We start from the raw sequence: 19,482 nt of genomic DNA, 5'->3' as shown, positions 1-19,482 counted from the left end.
CCTCCCATGCCAAAGACCTCCAACCAGTTCGCCGACATTTCCGACTTCGCCGACAAGGCCGCCGAGCTTGCAGCGGCCCGCCAGCACCTGCACGCGCATCCCGAGCTTTCATTCCAGGAGCACGAAACGGCTGCATACGTTGCCGAACGGCTCGAAAGCTGGGGCTATGAGGTGACGCGAAATGTCGGCGGGCTCGGCGTCGTCGGTCGCCTGCGCCAGGGCAGCGGCCGCAGCATCGCCATCCGTGCCGACATGGACGCCCTGCCGATCACCGAAGCTACCAATCTCCCTTATGCCAGCCAGGCCAGCGGCAAGATGCACGCCTGCGGTCATGACGGCCACACTACGATGCTGCTCGGCGCCGCCGAATACCTGGCGCGCACACGGCATTTCAACGGCACGGTGAACCTCATCTTCCAGCCGGCCGAGGAAGCCGGCAAGGGAAGCGGGGCGCAGGCGATGATCGCCGACGGCCTGTTCGAGCGCTTTCCCTGCGATGCGATATTCGGGCTGCACAACCACCCGGGCGCGCCGACGGGTTCGTTCCTGATGCGCGCCGGGCCGCTGATGGCGGCGAGCGATACCGTCACCATCAGGATCGCCGGGCGTGGCGGCCACGCTTCGCGTCCGCACCTGACGGTCGACCCGATCGTCGCTGCCGCCAACATCGTCATGACCCTGCAGACGGTTGTGTCGCGCAACGTCAACCCGATCGAGACCGCTGTCGTCACCGTCGGCACGATTCACGGAGGCACGGCCTCCAACGTCATTCCGGAACACGCCGAAATCACGTTGAGCGTCCGCTCCTTCTCGGCCGAGATCCGCGACACGCTCGAGCAGCGTATTCGCAATATCGCAGCACTTGTGGCGCAGGCGCATGGCGCAACGGTCGAGATCGATTACGAGCGCGGCTACCCGGTGGTGGTCAATTCCGAGCGCGAGACGTCCTTTGCGACAGACATCGCTGTCGAACTCGTCGGTCAGGACAAGGTGTCCGTCTGCCCGTTGATCCCCGGCAGCGAAGACTTTTCTTATTTCCTCGAACACAAACCCGGTTGCTTTCTGCGCCTCGGAAACGGCGAGGATTCAGCCATCCTGCACAGCTCGAAATATGATTTCAACGACGGCAATCTGACCGTCGGCGCAGCGCTCTGGGCTCGTTTGACCGAGAGATTCCTGGCCGCCTGATCCATGACTGCGGCTGGGATTGTCGATCGGCCGGTCGAGCATTATTGGGGCGACCGGCCGCGCGACGATGCTCAACGAATTCTCACGCATTCCCCCTCTTCGAATGCGATAAGAGCTTCGCTTTCAGACAAACAAAAAGTCACTCGTCGTCAGCGGGCTTGTAAAGTTTGCGAGAGTAACTTGATCGACTCCTGCGGTAATGATGATGTCGGTTCCACTTTGCGCAATTGTGAGATCATCGAACGATTGCACGCCCTCCACGCCACTAAATACAATGGTGTCGTCTTGGGTCTGGCTGAAATCGTAGATGGTGTTTTGGGTTCCGACCGTCATTGAACCATCGTCCTTGAATATGAATTGATCTCTGCCGCCCTGAGCCAGTTCGCTCAGTTGCCCGTCACCCCACATGTCGTTGATGACGGTGCAGCCGGGTGCCGCGGTCCCGGCGTACAGGGTATCGTTTCCGCCCCTGGCCGAACCGGACATCTGCAGAGCGTCGCCGCACAGGAAATTACGGACCTGGCCGCTTCCGCTGTTGAGGCCACCGGTAAGAATATCGTTGCCGCCCGCGGCGGACCCGGACATAGCGAATGTGTCGCCATACAACTCGCTTTGAACATCAGGACCAGAGCTCTTATTGCCGCCGGTTAGGATATCATTGCCGCCCACAGCATTGCCGGCCATCGCGCCAGCGTCGCCATAGGCGAAATTATGGGTGCCTTGCAGCACGGCCACGTCATCGCCCCCGCTAGCAGAGTCGGACATGATGCCGGCCGCGTCACCATAGAAACTTATCACGAACCCACCCACGCTCGTGAAGGTGTCGTCGCCGCCCTTAGCAAAGTCGGACATATGTAGGCTCGCGTCGCCAAAGAAGGTTTTGGTCTGAATCGTGCCACCAAAGTCTGTGTAATGGTCGTCGCCACCCTGAGCATGGCCAGACATGCTGCGACCGGCATCACCGTAGAAAATAGTGTTGGCGTCACTAGCGCCATTGAAAGTGTCGTTGCCGCCCTTGCTGTAGTCCGACATATCGCCGCTGGTGTCCCCGTAGAAAGCGTTGCTGGAGTCGCTCCTGGCCGTGAAACGGTCGTCGCCACCTTGAGCATGGCCAGACATGTTGTTCCCGGCGTCGCCAAAGAAAATGTTGACGGCCACGCTGGTGCCCTCGAAGGTGTCATTGCCACCCTTGCTGTGGTCGGACATATCGACGCCGGCGTCACCGTAGAAAGTGTTGAAGGAGTTGGGAAAGGCCGTGAAACGGTCGTCGCCGCCCTGAGCATGGCCGATCATGTTGCCGCCGGCGTCGCCGAAGAAAATGTTGCTGGCTTGCGCGGCGCCCGTGAAAGTGTCGTTGCCGCCCTTGCTGTGGTCCGACATATCGTCGCCCGCGTCACCGTAAGCAGTGGTGGTGGAGGAGCTCGACACCGTGAAGGTGTCGTCACCGCCCCGAGCAAAATTGAACAAGCTCCGAGCCGCGTCGCCGTAGAAGGTGTAAGTCGACGGTGCGGTTTCCGTAAAAGTGTCGTTGCCGCCTCTTGAGAAATCGAGCAGGCTGCCGCCAGCGTCGCCGGTCAAGATATTCGTATTCGGATCGCCTGTGAAGGCGTCATCGATACCCCACTGATGATCTGCTAGATCACCGGTAGTAAAGGGAACGCGTGTAGACATTATCCGCTCTCCTGTTGAGCCTGCCCGTCCCATAACAGCCGTACGATGTGAGGCAAAAACGAGCAATAATCCCGAATGGCTATGTCTTTAGACGTAGGGATCGGTGCCTCGTTAACGGCGCGCTTGGCGGCAGCTTCCTGAGGCCGTCCTATTCCGGACTATCCCAGCCTTGCCCGAGCCTTCGCCGTCCAGGCGTTGAACAGCCGGTCTGCGACGATGCCGATGAAGGCGATGGCTAGGCCGGCGACGATGCCGCGACCGGAATCGGCCTTGGACAGGGCGATGAACACCTCCTGGCCGAGATCGCGCGTGCCGACCATGGCGCAGATGATGATCATCGCCAGCGCCATCAGGATGGTCTGGTTGACGCCGAGCATGATCTCGGGCAACGCCAGCGGCAGCTGCACGCGAAAGAAGGTCTGGCGCCTGGTGCAGCCCGAAACCTTCGCCGCCTCGATCAGCGCCGGCGGCACCTGCCGGATCCCGTGATTGGTGTAGCGGATCGCCGGCACCACGGCGAACGCGACGGTGGCGATCATCGCGGTGACGTCGCCGACCCTGAACAGCATCACCACCGGAATGATGAAGCAGAACGACGGCAGCACCTGCAGCGTGTCGATGACCGGCGTGACGGTCTTTTCGAAGCGGTCGCTGCGCGATGCCATCAGCCCGATCGGGATGCCGATCAGGCAGGCGATAAAGGCGGAGATGCCGCACAAATAGACCGTCGCCATGGTCTTTTCCCAAAGTCCGGTGACGGCGCAGAACGCTGTCAAAGCCGCGACCAGGGCGGCGAGGCGCAAGCCGCCGAGCTGGTAGCCGGCAAGGCCGAGGAGACACACCGCGCCCAGCCACGGAAAGCCCTCGCAGAAGGCGCGCACCGGGTTCAGCACGTTGAGGATAAGCGCCACGCGGAACGCTTCGATCGTGTCGAAGAAGTTGATGGTGATCCAGTTCACCGCCGCCTTCCACAAAGGCGCGGTGGTGAAGGTGATCGCCTTCGGCACCGTGGCGAACGCCGGCACGAACAGGCCGAGCAGCGTGGCGACGGCGAGGATGGCAACGGCCAGCGTCAGATTGGGATAGCGCCGCCAGAAACTGGTGCTGGCCTGGTGGCGGACATTGCCCTTGGCGTGATTGTGCGCGATCGCCTGGCTCAGCCGGTCGAGTGCAATTGCCAGTGCGACGATCGCGAGGCCAGCTTCCATCGCCTCGCCGACCTTGAGCGCGCGCAACGCCAAAAGCACGTCATAGCCGAGCCCACCGGCACCGATCATCGAGGCGATGATCACCATATTGAGCGCCAGCATGATGACCTGGTTGACGCCGACCATCAATGTCGGCCGCGCCGACGGCAACAGCACCCGCCACAGCTTCTGCCGTGCCGTGCAGCCGGCCATCTCGCTGAAATCGTCGATCTCCGACGGCACCCGCGACAGGCCGAGCATCGTCGCCCGCACCATTGGCGGCGTCGCGAAAATTGCCGTCGCGATCATTGCCGAGACCGGGCTGTTGCCGAACAGAAGCAGCATCGGGATCAGATAGGCGAAGGTCGGGATCGTCTGCATCAGATCGAGGGCAGGGGAGATCAACAACCTCTCCGCCCAAGGCTTGCGCCATGCCCAGATGCCGGCGAACAGCCCGGTGACAATGCAAAACGGCACGGCGATCGAGATCAAGCCCAGCGTCAGCATGGCGCTGGTCCACTGCCCGAACAGCGCGATGTAGAGAAAACAGCCGCCGGCCAGCGCACCCAGCTTCCAGCCGCCGGCGGCGCGTCCGGCAAGGTAGGCGGCAGCGCACACGCCGACCCAGGACAGGCGCGGCAAGACGATCATATCCGCACCATGGCCGATCTTGAAATTCTTGGCCAGAAGACCGAGCGCGAAATCGAGCGGCACGCCAAGCACCGCGGTGATCGAGCGGGTCAGCCAGGAGAAGTTCGACTTCACCCAGTTCATCAGCGCACCGACCCAGTCAGCGACAGGAACGATCGCGCCGGCCGGGTAATTGACCGCCCAAGGCAGGCTTTCCTGCAGCAGGAAGACAATAAGCACGGCGGCGAGCGCACAGGCCCAGATCGCCAGCCAGGTTTGAACCGGCCGGGGCCTCGCTGCGCTGGCGCTTGCCGTGACGGTCATCCGCCGGCCCCACGACGCTCGATGCCGGCGAGAAGATCGATCACCGCCTGCGGCGTGACTTCGCCGATCGGCTTGCCGGTGCCGTTGACCACCGCGAAGGGCTTGCCGGCAGAGACGATATCTGCCGAAAAACTTGATATCTTGGCATCCGGCGCGACCGTGCCGCCGTACTCGGCGCCGTCGCAGGCGCGCATCAGGCGGCGCGCCGAGATCACCTTGGCGCGATCGACATCGCGGGTGAATTCGGCGACATAGTCGGTCGCCGGGTTGACCACCAGCTCTTCCGGCGTGCCGATCTGGATGACCTCGCCGTCCTTCATGATGGCGATCCGGTCGGCCAGCCGGATGGCCTCGTCGAAATCATGGGTGATGAAGACGATGGTCTTGTGCAGCATGGTCTGCAGCCGCATCAGCTCGTCCTGCATCTCACGGCGGATCAGCGGATCGAGAGCCGAGAACGGCTCGTCGAGGAACCAGATTTCCGGCTTCGTGGCGAGGCTGCGGGCGATGCCGACACGCTGCTGCTGTCCGCCGGAAAGCTCGCGCGGATAGAAATGCTCGCGGCCGCGCAAGCCAACCAGCTCGATGACTTCACGGGCCCGCTTCTCGCGCGTCGGCCGGTCCTGCCCCTGGATGCCCAAGGGAAAGGCGATGTTCTCCAGTACGTTGAGATGCGGCAGCAAGGCAAAATTCTGGAACACCATGCCCATGCGATGGCGTCGCAGCTCGATCAGCGCGGCATCGGAAATCTTGAGCAGGTCCTTGCCTTCAAACTCGACCTTGCCGTGGGTCGGCTCGATCAGCCGTGACATGCAGCGCACCAGCGTCGACTTGCCTGACCCCGAAAGTCCCATGATGATGAAGATCTCGCCCTGGCGGATTTCGAGATCGACGGCGCGCACCGCGCCAACCAGTCCGGCCGCGGCGATGTCCGCCAGGCTGGCCTTGCCGTCGCGCCGGCGGATGAAATTGGCCGCGTCCGCCCCGAACAGCTTCCAGACATTGCGACAGCCAAGCTTTATCGGGCGGGCATCCTTGCCCGTTGCTTTCACCGCCTGTTCAATCGTATCGCTCATGCAATCGTCCTTCTGGAATAGGGGATCGAGACCCGGCCCTGACTGGCCGGGTCGTCGCGTTTCCAGTCAGACGGTCACTCGGCCCAGGCTTTCCAGTCGGCTTCGTGGGCGGCGATCCAGGCGGCGGCGACGTCTTCCGGCGTCTTGCCTTCGAGATCGATCTCGCCGCTCATCTTGTTGAGCTCGTCGGTATCGACCGTGTAGTTTTTCGCGACCTTGTAGGCGACCGGCCATTTGTCCTTCATGCCGGCCCAGGAATATTTCCAGATCTCGCCGTGCGGCTTGCCGCAGTCATATTTCGCGTCGGGGTTCACACCCCATTTCGGGTCGGTGTAGCACTCGGTCGTATAGTCGGGGAATTCGACCCATTCGCCCTTGTATTTGGCCGGCGCCCAATGCGGCGAATAGATCCACAGCATGATCGGCGCCTTGCGCTGATAGGCCGAGTCCAGTTCGGCGAACATCGCCGCGTCGGTGCCGGCATGGATGACGGTGAAGGGCAGTTTCAGCGCCTCGACGCGTTCGTCGTCAAAACCTTCCCATGTCACGGGTCCGCCGAGATAACGCCCCTTCGGCGCGGTTTCGGCCGTCGAGAAGGCCTCGGCGCATTTCGGGTCTTTCAGCGCTTCCCAGTTCGGCAGGCCGGGGCATTTCTCTTTCATATATTCGGGAAACCACCATTCTTCCTTGGCCTTTGGTCCGAGCTTGCCGAGGCGTTCGGTCTGGCCCGTCGCGTCCGAGGCCTTCATCGCCTCGCCGGCCGTCGTGTCCCAGAATTCCAGGCCGACATCGATGTCGCCATTGGTCAGGCCGGTGGTCAGGCTGGAGAGATAGTCGGCGGTCGGATACTCGACGGTATAGCCGAGCTTTTCGAGGATGCCGCCGAGGATCTTGGCGTTCAGATTGACGCTGGTCCAATCGAACAGCGCGATCTTGATCGGGTCGTTGGATTCCGGCGCCGCCGCATAGGCCGAAGATGTCAGTGCGGCTGCGGCAAGTGTTAAGGCTCCCATTGAGAAATTCGAAATCATGCTCCGAAGTGACATGCTTGTTCTCCTGTCAAGCTCTGGTGGAAATTATCGTTAGTTCCCTTCTTGCGTCTTTTTTTGATTGTGTTGGAAAAGCTGGTCGTTGCGCAAGGCCGTAGGCGCCACAATGCTGCCGAAGCGGATGCCGGCGCAAACGGGGTGGTGCCCAAATTGGTGAAGATGTGGCGGGACCGGCCGCGTCATGACTGCCGAAGGATTGCTGCCAAAGCAGTCATCCACGGATCGATCGCCGGTCTTGAGGGGCAAACCATCAAAGTCCCATGATCTCGGCTGTTGGCTCCGCAACTCGCCCAGAGCCACTTTCATGAGATGAAATTATATATACCAACGGTCATGTCGCGCAACGAATAACGCCGGTGCCAATTTCACGGCCCGTCTTTTTACATGGACCCGCAGATCGGTTCGAAAAAAGCCAAGGTTGCCGATCATCCCGTATGCGAGCCGCAAGATAGGGTACCGATACAATGCAGCAGACCTCTTCCTTGAACAGACTGCGCATCGCCGTGCTCTTTGGCGGACGTTCCGCCGAGCATGACGTTTCGGCGCTTTCAGCAACCAATGTCATGCGTGCGCTGCTGCCCGCCAAATACGATGCCGTCCCAATCTTCGTCACGCGCGAAGGACAGTGGCTGCTGAGCAGCTTCCAGGATGGTACGCTCGCAAAGCCTGCGGGCGGTTTGGAAGTTTGCCTGGTTCCGGGCGGGCACGGACGGATGATGGCGATCCCGGCCGACGGCACGCCCTATGACCTGCCGAAGATCGACATCCTGTTTCCCGTACTGCACGGCCCTCATGGCGAAGACGGCTCGGTACAGGGGGTGGCCGAGGTGGCTCGGGTGCCGCTCGCCGGCTGCGGCATCCTGGGTTCGGCAACCGCGCTGGACAAGGACATCGCCAAACGGCTCCTGGAAGCGGCGGGGCTGCCAATCGCGCGCTCAGTGACGATCCATGAAGGTGCGGCGCCCGCCCTCGCCACACTGGAAGGCGAGCTCGGCCTGCCGTTCTTCATCAAACCGGCGCGTCAGGGATCGTCTGTCGGCGTCGGAAAAGTCCATGCCAGCCAGGAATTCGATGGAGCGCTTGCTGAAGCCTTCCGGCACGATTGCAAGCTGTTGGCCGAGGAATTCGTTCGTGGGCGCGAGATCGAGTGTAGCGTGCTGGAGTATCCGGCAGGCGACCTGTTCGTCTCGCGGCCGGGCGAGATCGTGCCGGCTGAAAGCCACGATTTCTATAGCTACGATGCCAAATACATCGACGAGAACGGCGCGGCGCTAACAGTGCCGGCCGAACTGCCGCCGGAGGTCGAGGCAGCCATGCGGGCCGTGGCCGCAAGGGCTTTCAGAGCCGTCGGCTGTGACGGGATGGCCCGCGTCGACTTTTTCCTGACGCCGGACATGCAATTCCTGGTCAATGAAATCAACACCATCCCCGGCTTCACCGATATCAGCATGTATTCCAAGGCAATGGCGGCGAGCGGCGTCAGCTATTCCGAAATCATCGACCGGCTCGTGGAGCATGGATTGGCTCGGGCCGCCCGAGCAGCCTGAACGCAGCGACGGGGCTTTCATATCCCAGCGGATGGTGCGTTGGCGTGCGTCGTTTCTCACGACATGATCAGGCCGCCATCGACATTGATGGTCTGGCCGGTGATGTAGGCCGCATCGTCGCTGGCGAGAAAGCTGACCAGGCCGGAGACGTCCTCGCCGCTGCCGGCGCGGCCCATCGGGATGTTCTTCACCCATTCGGCCATCAGCTCGCCGGGCTTGTACTCGCCCATCAACTTTCCCCATGCGGCGTCGTTATAGGCCCACATATCGGTGTCGATGATCCCGGGGCAGATCGCGTTGACGGTGATCTTCTCCTTCGCCACTTCCTTGGCCAGGCTCTGGGTGATGCCGACGACGCCGAATTTCGACGCCGCATAATGTGGCGTGTAGATAAAGCCCTGCCGCGCCTGGCCGGATGCGGTGTTGATCAGCCGGCCGCCATCGCCATGCTTGCGGATGCGCGCGATCGCCTCCTGGCAGCACAGGAACACGCCCTTGGTGTTGACCGCCATCACCTTGTCCCATTCGGCCTCGGTCATAGCCTCTATCCTGGCGATTGTGATGACACCGGCATTCTGTACGGAGATGTCGACGCGGCCGAACTGTTGCTCGGCCAGGTCATAGAGGGCGATGACTTCGTCCTTCTTCGTCACGTCCATGCGCAGCGATGCGACCCTGGCGCCCATAGCCTTGAGATCGGCGGCGACCTCTTCGACGCGCGCGTCGATGGCGCTGACGACGACCGCGGCACCTTCCGCCGCGAAGCGCCTGGCCATTGCCGCACCAATGCCGCCGCTGGCGCCGGTGATGACCGCCGTTTTTCCTAGGAATCGCTTCTGCATGTTTTCTCCTACCAGCAGACAAAGCCGCCATCGACGATCAGGTCGATGCCGGTGACGAAACTCGCGGCGCGGCTGGCCAGGAACACGGTCGGGCCGACCATCTCTTCCGGCGCCGCCATGCGGCCCATCGGCGTGTCGCGCTCAAAGATCCTGACCTGGTCGGCGACCTCCGGCCGCTTGTTCATCGGCGTCAGCGTGTAGCCGGGGCTGACGACATTGACGCGCAGGCCGCGATCGGCCCATTCCATGGCGAGGCTCTTCGACATGTGGATCACCGCGGCCTTCGACGAATTGTAATGCGCCTGGGTCAGGCCGCGATTGACGATCGAGCCCGACATCGACGCGATGTTGATGATCGAGCCCTTGCGCCGCGTCAGCATGGCGCGGGCCTCGGCCTGGCAGGACAGGAACACGCCGCTGACATTGACGTCATAGAGCTTCTGCCATTCCTCCAGCGACAGCGTCTCTGCCGGCTCAGCTCCGGCGACGCCGGCATTGTTGACGGCGATGGTCAACGCGCCGAGTTCCATCTCCGTACGCTCTATCGCGGCCGCGAGATCGGTCTCTGAAGTTACTGTGCCGTTCAGCACCAGCGCCTTGCGGCCGAGTGCCGTGATCCGGTGCGCGGTCTCCTCCAGCCCGCCTTTCGAGGCGTGGCCGAAGCAGGCTATGTCGGCGCCGGCTTCGGCCAGCCCAATGGCGATTGCTTGCCCGATGCCGCTGCCGGCGCCTGTCACAAGTGCCACGTCACCATGAAGGTCGAATAATTTCATCGTCGGTCCCTCTGCTCCAACCGCCGTCCTCCGGAAATAAAGGGGCGCCAACTCTGTTGCTGGCGCCCCGCGCGGTCTGGTGCCCGGGAGGATACCACCTGCTGCGCTTTGTTTCGATGGGCGTCCTAGCTCGTGGCTAGTTCCATCACGGCGATATTGCTTGCTTCGCTGCGGTCGAGAATGCCGCGTTGCCGGCCGCGGCTCAGCACCAGCACGCGATGCGACAGGCCGAGAACTTCCTCGAGGTCGGAGCTCACCACCACCACCGCCATGCCGGAGCGGGCAAGGTCGGCGATGACATCATAGATCGCGGCGCGTGCACCGACGTCGATGCCGCGCGTCGGCTCGTCCAGGATGAATACCTTGGGCGGGCGCGACACCCATTTGGCGATGATCACTTTCTGCTGGTTGCCGCCGGAGAGCTTGCTGACCGCCTGGTTCGGCCGGCCCTTGACGCCGAGCCGGCGAATGCCGGCCTCGGCGAATTTCTGCACCGCCTTCGGGAACACCCAGCCATTCGGCGCGACATGGTCGAAATTGCCGATCGCCAGGTTCTCGCCGATCGTCTGGTCGAGCACCACGCCTTGCGCCTTGCGGTCTTCCGGTACCAGAACGACGCCGGCCTTGATCGCCGCCGCCGGGCCATGGAGATGCACCGGCTTGCCGGCGACGCGCACCGATCCCGATGAGATCGGATCGGCACCGGCGATCGCCCGCACCAGCTCCGTGCGTCCGGCGCCGATCAGCCCGGCAATGCCGAGGATTTCGCCGGCCCGCACTGAAAAGCTGACATTTTGAAAGCTGCGTTCCGGCGAGGACAGGTTCTCGACCTCGAGCAGCGTGTCGTTGCCCGGCGCCGATACCGTAGGGAACATCCGCTCGACGCTGCGGCCGACCATTTGCTCGACGACAGTGCGCACCGGAATGTCGGCGCGCTCGTGCCGGGCGACGATGCGCCCGTCGCGCATCACCACCACGCGATCGGCGATCTGGGCGATCTCGTCCAGCCGGTGGCTGATATAGATGAAGGACATGCCTTCCGCCTTGAGCTTGCGGATCTGCTGGAACAGGAGCTCCGTTTCCTCGCCGCCAAGGGCTGCCGTCGGTTCGTCGAAGATCAGCAGCTCGGCATTGAGCGTCAGCGCCTTGGCGATCTCGACCTGCTGCTGGGCGGCGATACGCAGCGTGCGCACCTTGCGCTCCGGCGAGACATCGAGGCCGAGGCGCTTCAACTGGGCCGATGCCCGTGCATTCATTGCCGCGCGGTCGATGCGGCCGCCACGCATCGGCAGGCGCCCGACATAGACGTTTTCGGCGACCGACAGATCGGGCAAGAGCTTCAGCTCCTGGTGGATCATGCCGATGCCGGCGTCGATCGCCGCGGCAGGATTGGCGGGGGAATAAGCGTTCCCCCGCCAGGTGATGGTGCCGGCATCGGGTTTCGTCGACCCGGCGATGATGTTCGAGACAGTCGACTTGCCGGCGCCGTTTTCGCCAAGCAGCGCCACGACCTCGCCCGGCTGCACCTCGAAGCTCGCATCGGCCAGGACCTGCACCGGCCCGTAGCTTTTGCAGAGGCCGCTGACGACGAGCCCGTTATGGGGGCTGTGCGTGTGGCGAGGATCGGTGGACATCGTTGCGCTCGTCGATTGCCGGACTGGTCTCAATCAGGGATGCTTGGCGATGAACTGCTCGACATTGTCCTTGGTGGTCAGCGTCGCATCCTGCAGCTGTTCGGCGGGAATGGTCTCGCCGGCCACCAGCTTGATTGCTGCATCGACGGCGAGCCGGCCCATGCCCTGGGTCTGCTGCGTCGCGGTCACGTCGAAGACGCCGTCCTTCAGTGCCTTGAGCGCCGCCACGTCGCCGTCGAAGCCGGCAACCCAGACCTTGTGGCCGGGATTGGCGACCTTGACGGCCTGCGCCGCACCGAGCGCCAGCGCGTCGGCCTGGCCGATGACGATCGACACGTCGGGGTGCGACTGCAACAGATCCTGCGTCAGCTTGAAACCTTCGTCCTGGTGCCAGCCTTCGCTCCACAATTCTCCGACAACCTTGATGTCGGGATAGCCTTTCAGCGCTTCGCCGCAGCCCTTCGAGCGGTCGACTTCGGGCGTCGTGCCCTTCTGGCCGTGGATGATGATCAGCTCGCCCTTGCCGCCGGCCTGCTTGGCGATGTAGTCGCAAACCGCCTTGGCCGATGCCACGCTGTTGGTTGCGATGAAGGTATCGCCGGGCGCGCCGTCGGCGTTGCGGTCGACATTGACGACTGGGATGCCGGCAGCCTTGGCGGTCTTGGTCGGCACGGTGGCGGCGGTGGCGCCGGCTGGAATATAGATCAGCGCATCGATGTTCTGCGTGATCAGGTCCTGCACCTGGCTGACCTGGGTCGCCGAATCGCCCTTGGCGTCGACGGTAACGACCTCGATGCCCTTTTCCTTGCCGTAGGCTTCGACGGACTGCTTGATCTGGTTGAAGAAGTCGGCCTGCAGATTGGCGACGGCGAGGCCGAGCTTTTTGGCCTCCTTGGCCGAGGCCATGTCGGACAGGCCAAGCAGCGGGATGACGGCCGCGGCGGCAAGCAGCAATGAACGTTTGGTCAGCATGTTTATTCCTCCGTTGATGTTCAATCTGTCCTGCCCGCGCATCGCGGCGCCCCTTGGCCGAACAACTCCCAGTTTCGGATCACCGATCCGTTTTCGCCCGAATATCGGGGCGAATCTCATTGAGCCCAATTCTTCATTGTGCTCCATTCTTCATTGTGCTCGGCGCCGCCACGTGTCGGTGGCCACCGCCAGTGCGATCACCACGCCGATAACCACTTGCTGGATGAAGGGCGAGACACCGAGCAGGTTCAGCCCGTTGCGCAGCACGCCGATGATGAGGACGCCGATGGCTGTGCCGCCGATCGAACCGACGCCGCCCGACAGGCTGGCGCCGCCGATCACCACCGCCGCGATGGTGTCGAGTTCGTAGCCAAGGCCGGAGCTCGGCTGGACGGAGTCGAGCCGGGCGGCAAGCACGATGCCTGCGAGACCGGCCAGCACGGCGCAGATCGCATAGACCCAGTTTGTCAGCGACTTGACTGGTATGCCGGACAGCCGGGCGACTTCGGCGCTGCCGCCGATTGCGTACAGGCTACGGCCGGTAGCGCGATAATTCAGGAAGATCGCGAAAATGACGGCAAGCACGATCATCAGCCCGACGGTGACCGAGAGGAAGCCGAAATGGCGGATTATCGACAGGCTGGTGAACCAGTCGGGAAAGCCGACGATCTGCGAGCCGTCGGTGATCATGTTGGCGAGGCCGCGCGCCACCGACATCATCGCCAACGTGGCGATGAAGGGCGGCAGCCTGGTGACCGTCACCAGCAGGCCCGAAACCAGGCCGCAAAGACCGGCGACGACGAGGGCCGCGGCGATGCCAGCGGGCAGGCCGAGATTGAGATAGTCCGGATGGGCGACGAAGCCCATCACCATGGAAGCCAGCGCCAGCACCGAGCCGACGGACAGGTCGATGCCGCCGATCAGGATGACCAGCGTCATGCCGATCGCCATGATGCCGAGCACGGTGACCTGGTCGAGCACGTTTAGGATGTTGCGGATGGTCAGGAAGGTGTCGGTGGTCAGCGAGAGCGCCAGGCACAGCAGCGCCAGCCCGATCAGCGGACCCATGGTTCCGGCAAAGACAGCCGAAAACCTTGCGCCCGCCGTAGCCTGCGCGCCAGAGCCTGCCTTCAACTCGCCTGCCTTTAAATTGCTTGCGTCGTTGCTCACAGCCACTTTGTCTCCTCCACAGCAATCCGGCGCTGCATCACCGGGCCACTTTGTCCACCAGGCCCCTCCCTGTGAACAATTTATCTTTAACATGCAATTTTGTTCAGCTAAACTGTTCGTCGGAAAATTGTCAAGGCCTGCCGCTTCATTCGACGACGGGTTTGCGCTGTCCGCCGGTTTGCCTTACGCAAGGTCTCCGAAATCTTGGGCATTTCGAAGTCGCCGGATTGGAATATCATGAGCAGAGCCGGCGGCTGCGGCAAGGCAAACAGATGACGATCGTAGAGAACGAAAGAGCCCCGCGCTTCCCCGACGCCGAACTCAAGGCCCGCGCCGCCTGGCACTATTATGTCGAGGGTCTTACACAGGAGCGGATTTCCGAAATTCTCGGCGTCGGCCGCATCAAAGTGCATCGCATTCTCTCCGCCGCCCGCGAAGAGGGTGTCGTCCAGTTTCGCATCCGCGACAGCGTCGTCGAATGCGTGATTTTGGAGGAAAGCCTCAAGCAGCGGTTCGGGCTCAGCCAGGCTGTTGTCGTGCCGTCGGCGGCAGACCGAAGCAACGCGCCGCTGATGATCGGCCACGCCGCCGCCGCCTACCTGGCCGACCATGTGAATGCCGGCGATGTCATCGCACTGGGCTGGGGGCGGACACTGAAATTTGCCATCAATGAATTGCCGCGGCGGCCCATCGCCAGGACGACGGTGGTTTCGATGCTTGGCGGCCTCACCCATGCCCAGCCGCTTAACCCGACAGAAAGCGCCTGGGATTTCGCCGAAAAGATCGGTGCGGAGTGCTTCCTGCTGCCGGTGCCGGTCTATGCCGACAGGCCGGAGCAGCGCGACGCTTTCATGAGCCAGCGCAGCGTTCAGGACGTCGTCTTCCGTGCACGCCGGGCAAACATCGCCGTGCTCAGCGTCGGCTCGTTTTCCAACGACAGCCCGATCGCCAATTACGGCTTCATCAAGCCAAGCGAACTCGAGGAATTGCAGGCGGCCGGTGCCGTCGGCGATATTCTGTGTCATTTCATCGACGCCGAGGGCCGCCCGGTCGACCACGAGGTCAACCGCCGCGTCTGCGCCTATCCGCTGCAGGATCTGTCGGATATCCCGAGCATCATCCTGGTGTCGGGAGGCAGCGAGAAGGTAGCGGTAATGCGGGCTGCGCTCGCCAACACCAAGGTATCGGTTCTGATCACCGACGAAGACGCGGCCAAGGGCCTGCTCAACCGCTAGATTTCGCCGAGAGCGCTGAGGCGGGTGTGGATGTCGCGCGTCGCCTGATAAAGGTCGCGGTAGATTTCCTTGCGGCTGCGATAGGCGGCGACAAGCCCGTCGACCGGATCGACATGCCTGGTGGGAGCGGCAGCCATTGCCTGCGCGGCGGCTTCCGGCGAGGCAAACCAGCCGACAGCCGCTGCCGCCAGCATGGCAGCGCCGAGTGCGGCGGCTTCGTTGACCGGCGAAACCGAGAGCGGCCGCTCGAGCACGCTTGCCATGATCTGCATGAGCAGCGCGCAATTGGTGCCGCCGCCGGCGGCAATCATCGCCGCCGGTCCGCCGGCCTGGGCTTCCATGGCCTCGGTGGCGACGGCCTGCTCGAAGGCGATGCCTTCCAGGACAGCGCGGAAGAGATGCTCCGGCCGGTGATCGAGCGACAGGCCGACAATGGCGCCGCGCGCGGCACCGTCCCAATACGGGCTCATGACGCCGGCCCAATAGGGCATGATGAGCAGGCCCTCGCTGCCCGCGGCAACATCCAGCGCCACTTTCTCCAGCGCTGCCGCCGAGGGCGAACCGGTGGTTCGCACGATCCAGTCGACCAGCTGCATGCCCGAGCGCAGCACGGTCTCCAGCATGAAACCGGAGCCGGTCGGCGAAACCAGCGTGCGAAACGCGTCCGAGGTTTTCACCTTGCCGGAATAGCAGCCGCTGACCACGCCGGAGCCGAGCGAGAGATAGCTCTTGCCCTCGCCGTAGACGCCCATGCCGAGGCCCATCGCCTGGCCGTCCCCAGCGCCGGCAACGACCGGCGTGCCGGCCCTCAGGCCGGTCAGCTGCGCTATGCTTGCGGAAAGACTGCCGCAGACCACGCCTGGCGCGACCAGCTCGGGCAATTGCTCCATCTGCAGTCCGGCGGCCGCAACGAGGCGGGGATGCCAGGTACCTTTCTCGACGTCGAGCAGCCCGAGCGGATCCGCACTTGCGGTGCTGGTGACCAATCGCCCGGTCAGCCGCTGGACGAAGAAACCGTGCACGTCGACCAGTGCCGCTGCCTGGCGAAGCACTTGCGGCTGGTGCTCGGCAAGCCAGGCAATGGCGTAGAGCGCCGGCGTCGGGTCCGGCGGCTTGCCGCTCCAGTCGCGGATCGCCTCGCGGCCGAGTTCGGCCGAAAGCCTGATAACTTGCGGCCGGGCGCGTTCGTCCAGCCACAGGATTGCCGGCATGAGTGCTTTGCCGGCGCTGTCCACCAGCGTGAAGGTCTCTCGCTGGTGAGCGATGCAAACCGCCGCCACCCGCGCAGCGCCGACCGCCTCGGTGACCTGCTTCAATGCGCCAAGCAGCGCCGTCCACCACTGTTCGGCCTCCTGCTCGAAATGGCCGGGCTTCGGATTTGAAAGCGGGTACGGCTCGCGCGCCTGGAACAGCTCCTCGCCGGCGCGGGTGAAGGCAATCGCCTTCACGGCCGTGGTCGAGGCGTCGATCCCGATTACGACATCGTCCATCAGGCGGAGATCCGGCGGGGTCAGGCTGCGTTTGTAACGAACCGTCCGTCCGACTGGTCGAGACGGCGGCGGATCTGGGTTATCACCATCGAATCGTCGGGTACACAATTTTCATAGGTCAGGAAGTCGCCGGTCTTGAGCGGCTTGACCACCTTGGCGCGTTCGGCAAGGCCGAGCGGCAGGGCGCCGCGGGCGCGCGCATCCCCCCAGGTCATGGCGAAGCCGCGATAGTCGTTCTCGCCGATCATGCCGAGAGATTGGCCCACACCAAGATCGCTCTTGGCAACCGCCACCGCCTCGGCGACCGGATGGTCGAGCGGCTCCATGTCGGCCCGCTTGTAGACCACGGCGCGCGCCGCCGACAGCGGCACTTCCAGGCTGGTCAGATGATAGGGCCGGAAGATCGTGAAATAGGGGCCCTTGCCGACCTTGAGGTCGATCATGCGCTCCAGCACACGCGGGTGCCGGGTCTCGATGATGCAGAACACGCCGGGCGCCACACCCTTGCCGATCGAGTAATCGACAACGCCCTTGCGGTGCAGCACGCCGCCATCCTCGCGTGGGCAAAGCACGCTTGCGAGCTCCTCCAGTGTCGCGGTCGGGCCGTGCATTCCTGGCACATCGGGCACCAGCCCGGTCGCATTGGCGATCGCCACCATCTCGATCGCCGTCTTCGAGCCGTCGACGAATTCGACCAGCATGCGCGCATTCATGTTGCGCTCGGCCGCCTCCTTCTCGTAGTCGGCCGGCATGGCGTCGATCTTCAGCGGATTGTTCTTGCCCTTGCCGGCGGCGATGATGTTGAAGCCGAGGCTCTTGGCAAAGCCGATGATCTCCAGTGTGCAGGCCGGCTCGTCGCCGGCCGCACCGGTATATACGACGCCGGCCTTACGCGCTTCGTCCTTGAGGAAGCGGCCGATGGTGATATCGGCCTCGACATTGAGCATGACGATGTGCTTGCCGTTCTTCATCACTTCCAGCGCGAACAGCGTGCCGATATTGGGATTGCCCGTCGCGTCGATGATGACGTCGATCCGGTCGGCCGCCGCCAGCGCATGCAAATCTTCGGTCACCGCGATCTTGCCGGCCTCGATGGCGCGGTCGATCGCGGCCGCATTGCCGGCCTGGACGATGTCGGAACGGTTATGGCCAGCGAGCAGCGCCGCGTCGATCGCTGCCTGCGGCCTGACTTCGGAAATGGCGCCGATCCGCATGCCCGGCATCAGCGCGACCTGGACGACGATGTCGGTGCCCATCTGTCCGGCGCCGGCAAGCCCGATGGTGATCGGCCCCTGCTGTTCAGCGCGCTGCAGAAGTTCCGCTGCAAATTGCGGATGGGACATGTCGCTTCCTCCAGTTCCTGACGCGCCGCAGCGTCCAAATCAACGTTTTGAACATTTCTATTTGCAAATGAAAAATATTTCAACCGGCAATTGGGCATTGTCGCTCTGCAATCGGCCGAAGACGATTGGATGAGCGGTCAATCCGCACGGCAGTCAGAAGGACGCGGCATATTCAGCTTGATTGGGTGCAGCCTTGTTGCAGCTCAGCTGCCGATTTCGAAGAAGGGCGCACCAAGCAGGCCGGGAACGACATCGATGCCGAGGCCCGGCCCATCCGGAATGCCCATACGGCTTCCCGAAACCGGCGGCATGTTGGATGCGGTGCGCACCGTCACCCATTCGTGAAAGGCGATGGCGTGCAGCCGGCGCTCCTCCGGCGTCGACAGCGACAGATGCGCCATGGCCGATGTGTCGATCTCGGCGCCGCCAGTGTCCTCGACCGTGATCATGAAGCCGAGGTCGACGGCAAGGTCGCGGATCTGGCGCGTTTTGGTGACGCCGCCGAGGCGTGATATCTTCAGCGTCAGCCCGTCGGCCGCGCCCTTGCGATGGATATCGAGCATATCATCAAGCGAGGCGACGGATTCATCGAGCACCATCGGCTTGTCGAGCGAGTGGCGCACCGACAGGCATTCGTCGATCGTCGTGCAGGGCTGCTCGAACGTGTAGTCGATGGTGCGCGTCGCATCCACGAACTGGCGCGCCTGGTAAGGGGTCCAGCCGGCATTGGCGTCGCAGAAGATGACGGTGCCCTTCGGCACCGCGGCGGCAACGGCTGTGACGCGTTCGATGTCGTCATGGACGTTGCCGCCGACCTTGACCTGCAGCCGATGAAAGCCGTCCTTGACGATGCGCTTGGCGAGTGCGGCCATCGCGTCGACCGTGCCGTGGGTGACGACTTTGTAGAGTTCGGCCGTCACGCTCTCGCGTCCGCCGAGCAGGGTGACCAGCGGCACGTCGGCGGCGCGCGCCGCAAGATCCGAGCACGCCATGTCGAGCGCCGACTTGACGTAGGGATGGCCCTTGAACACCGTGTCCATCAGCCTGTTGATACTGGCAAGCCCGCGTGGGTCATGGCCAATGAGATGCGGCGCGATCTCGACGACACCGGCGCGAGTACCCGCAGCGAAGGCAGGCGAATAGAAATTGCCAAGCGGCGCCATCTCGCCCCAGCCGGTGAGCCCGCTATCGGCGGTGACGGCGACGATCACCGCGTCGAACGCATCGGCGACGCGCCCCTTCGACATCCGGTAAGGCCCGTCCACAAAAGGCTGCACGACACGGTAGGCCTTGATGGTTTTGATCTGCACGTGTTCTGTCCGTTGTCTGTGTTCCGTGATGTCCGTCAAAT

15 protein-coding genes are annotated in these 19,482 nt (G+C 63.2%); 3 read left to right on the top strand and 12 right to left on the bottom strand.

The window, feature by feature from the left end:
• The first annotated feature begins 6 nt into the window (after positions 1–6).
• Positions 7–1,188 (top strand): M20 aminoacylase family protein, encoded by a 1,182-nt coding sequence (locus NKH60_RS16235; RefSeq protein WP_352455185.1) that lies wholly within the window; start codon positions 7–9, stop codon positions 1,186–1,188.
• A 123-nt stretch (positions 1,189–1,311) separates the two neighbouring features.
• Here the strand turns inward: NKH60_RS16235 and NKH60_RS16230 are convergent, their stop codons facing one another.
• The 4 genes from NKH60_RS16230 to NKH60_RS16215 all read right to left on the bottom strand — a co-directional run bounded on the left by NKH60_RS16230 (position 1,312) and on the right by NKH60_RS16215 (position 7,122).
• The gene (locus NKH60_RS16230) at positions 1,312–2,859 is read right to left on the bottom strand and encodes an autotransporter outer membrane beta-barrel domain-containing protein (RefSeq protein WP_352612314.1); all 1,548 of its coding nucleotides are present in this window, start codon (positions 2,857–2,859) and stop codon (positions 1,312–1,314) included.
• A 158-nt stretch (positions 2,860–3,017) separates the two neighbouring features.
• Positions 3,018–5,000: an ABC transporter permease gene (locus NKH60_RS16225; protein WP_352612316.1), complete on the bottom strand. Its 1,983-nt coding sequence runs from the start codon at positions 4,998–5,000 to the stop codon at positions 3,018–3,020.
• Positions 4,997–6,076: a quaternary amine ABC transporter ATP-binding protein gene (locus NKH60_RS16220; protein ID WP_352473409.1), complete on the bottom strand. Its 1,080-nt coding sequence runs from the start codon at positions 6,074–6,076 to the stop codon at positions 4,997–4,999. The genes NKH60_RS16225 and NKH60_RS16220 overlap by 4 nt, the downstream gene beginning before the upstream one ends.
• A gap of 74 nt (positions 6,077–6,150) precedes the next feature.
• Positions 6,151–7,122, bottom strand: coding sequence for an ABC transporter substrate-binding protein (locus NKH60_RS16215; protein WP_352473408.1), 972 nt, complete (start codon positions 7,120–7,122; stop codon positions 6,151–6,153).
• Positions 7,123–7,589: 467 nt separating this feature from the next.
• On the opposite strand from NKH60_RS16215, the gene NKH60_RS16210 reads away from it, so the two are divergent.
• Positions 7,590–8,672: a D-alanine--D-alanine ligase family protein gene (locus NKH60_RS16210; RefSeq protein ID WP_502904277.1), complete on the top strand. Its 1,083-nt coding sequence runs from the start codon at positions 7,590–7,592 to the stop codon at positions 8,670–8,672.
• Positions 8,673–8,728: 56 nt separating this feature from the next.
• Here the strand turns inward: NKH60_RS16210 and NKH60_RS16205 are convergent, their stop codons facing one another.
• From NKH60_RS16205 to NKH60_RS16185, 5 genes are all read right to left on the bottom strand, one after another.
• A complete protein-coding gene (locus tag NKH60_RS16205; protein ID WP_352473405.1) occupies positions 8,729–9,514 on the bottom strand; it encodes an SDR family oxidoreductase in 786 nt (261 codons plus the stop codon).
• Between the two features lie 8 nt (positions 9,515–9,522).
• Complete coding sequence (locus NKH60_RS16200) at positions 9,523–10,287, bottom strand: SDR family oxidoreductase (protein WP_352540146.1); 765 nt, start codon at positions 10,285–10,287, stop codon at positions 9,523–9,525.
• 125 nt (positions 10,288–10,412) lie between these two features.
• Positions 10,413–11,921, bottom strand: coding sequence for a sugar ABC transporter ATP-binding protein (locus NKH60_RS16195; RefSeq protein WP_352540145.1), 1,509 nt, complete (start codon positions 11,919–11,921; stop codon positions 10,413–10,415).
• 33 nt (positions 11,922–11,954) lie between these two features.
• Positions 11,955–12,893 (bottom strand): sugar ABC transporter substrate-binding protein, encoded by a 939-nt coding sequence (locus tag NKH60_RS16190; protein WP_023674026.1) that lies wholly within the window; start codon positions 12,891–12,893, stop codon positions 11,955–11,957.
• Between the two features lie 150 nt (positions 12,894–13,043).
• Positions 13,044–14,027, bottom strand: coding sequence for an ABC transporter permease (locus NKH60_RS16185; RefSeq protein ID WP_502893735.1), 984 nt, complete (start codon positions 14,025–14,027; stop codon positions 13,044–13,046).
• Positions 14,028–14,335: 308 nt separating this feature from the next.
• Between NKH60_RS16185 and NKH60_RS16180 the strand changes: the two genes are divergently transcribed.
• Positions 14,336–15,298, top strand: coding sequence for a sugar-binding transcriptional regulator (locus NKH60_RS16180; RefSeq protein WP_352473400.1), 963 nt, complete (start codon positions 14,336–14,338; stop codon positions 15,296–15,298).
• On the opposite strand, the gene NKH60_RS16175 is transcribed toward NKH60_RS16180, so the two are convergent.
• The 3 genes from NKH60_RS16175 to NKH60_RS16165 all read right to left on the bottom strand — a co-directional run bounded on the left by NKH60_RS16175 (position 15,295) and on the right by NKH60_RS16165 (position 19,441).
• On the bottom strand, positions 15,295–16,788 hold the full coding sequence (locus tag NKH60_RS16175; RefSeq protein ID WP_352540143.1) for a xylulokinase: 1,494 nt from the start codon (positions 16,786–16,788) through the stop codon (positions 15,295–15,297). The genes NKH60_RS16180 and NKH60_RS16175 overlap by 4 nt on opposite strands.
• A gap of 20 nt (positions 16,789–16,808) precedes the next feature.
• Positions 16,809–18,131 (bottom strand): NAD(P)H-dependent oxidoreductase, encoded by a 1,323-nt coding sequence (locus tag NKH60_RS16170; protein WP_352612322.1) that lies wholly within the window; start codon positions 18,129–18,131, stop codon positions 16,809–16,811.
• A gap of 203 nt (positions 18,132–18,334) precedes the next feature.
• Positions 18,335–19,441, bottom strand: a complete 1,107-nt coding sequence (locus tag NKH60_RS16165; RefSeq protein WP_352612323.1) for a mandelate racemase/muconate lactonizing enzyme family protein — start codon at positions 19,439–19,441, stop codon at positions 18,335–18,337.
• Positions 19,442–19,482 lie beyond the last annotated feature (41 nt).

This window comes from Mesorhizobium sp. M1006 (assembly GCF_040318825.1).
GTDB lineage: Bacteria > Pseudomonadota > Alphaproteobacteria > Rhizobiales > Rhizobiaceae > Mesorhizobium.
Note: the sequence above shows the minus strand (reverse complement) of the source record. Positions and strands in the feature narration are given on the sequence as shown.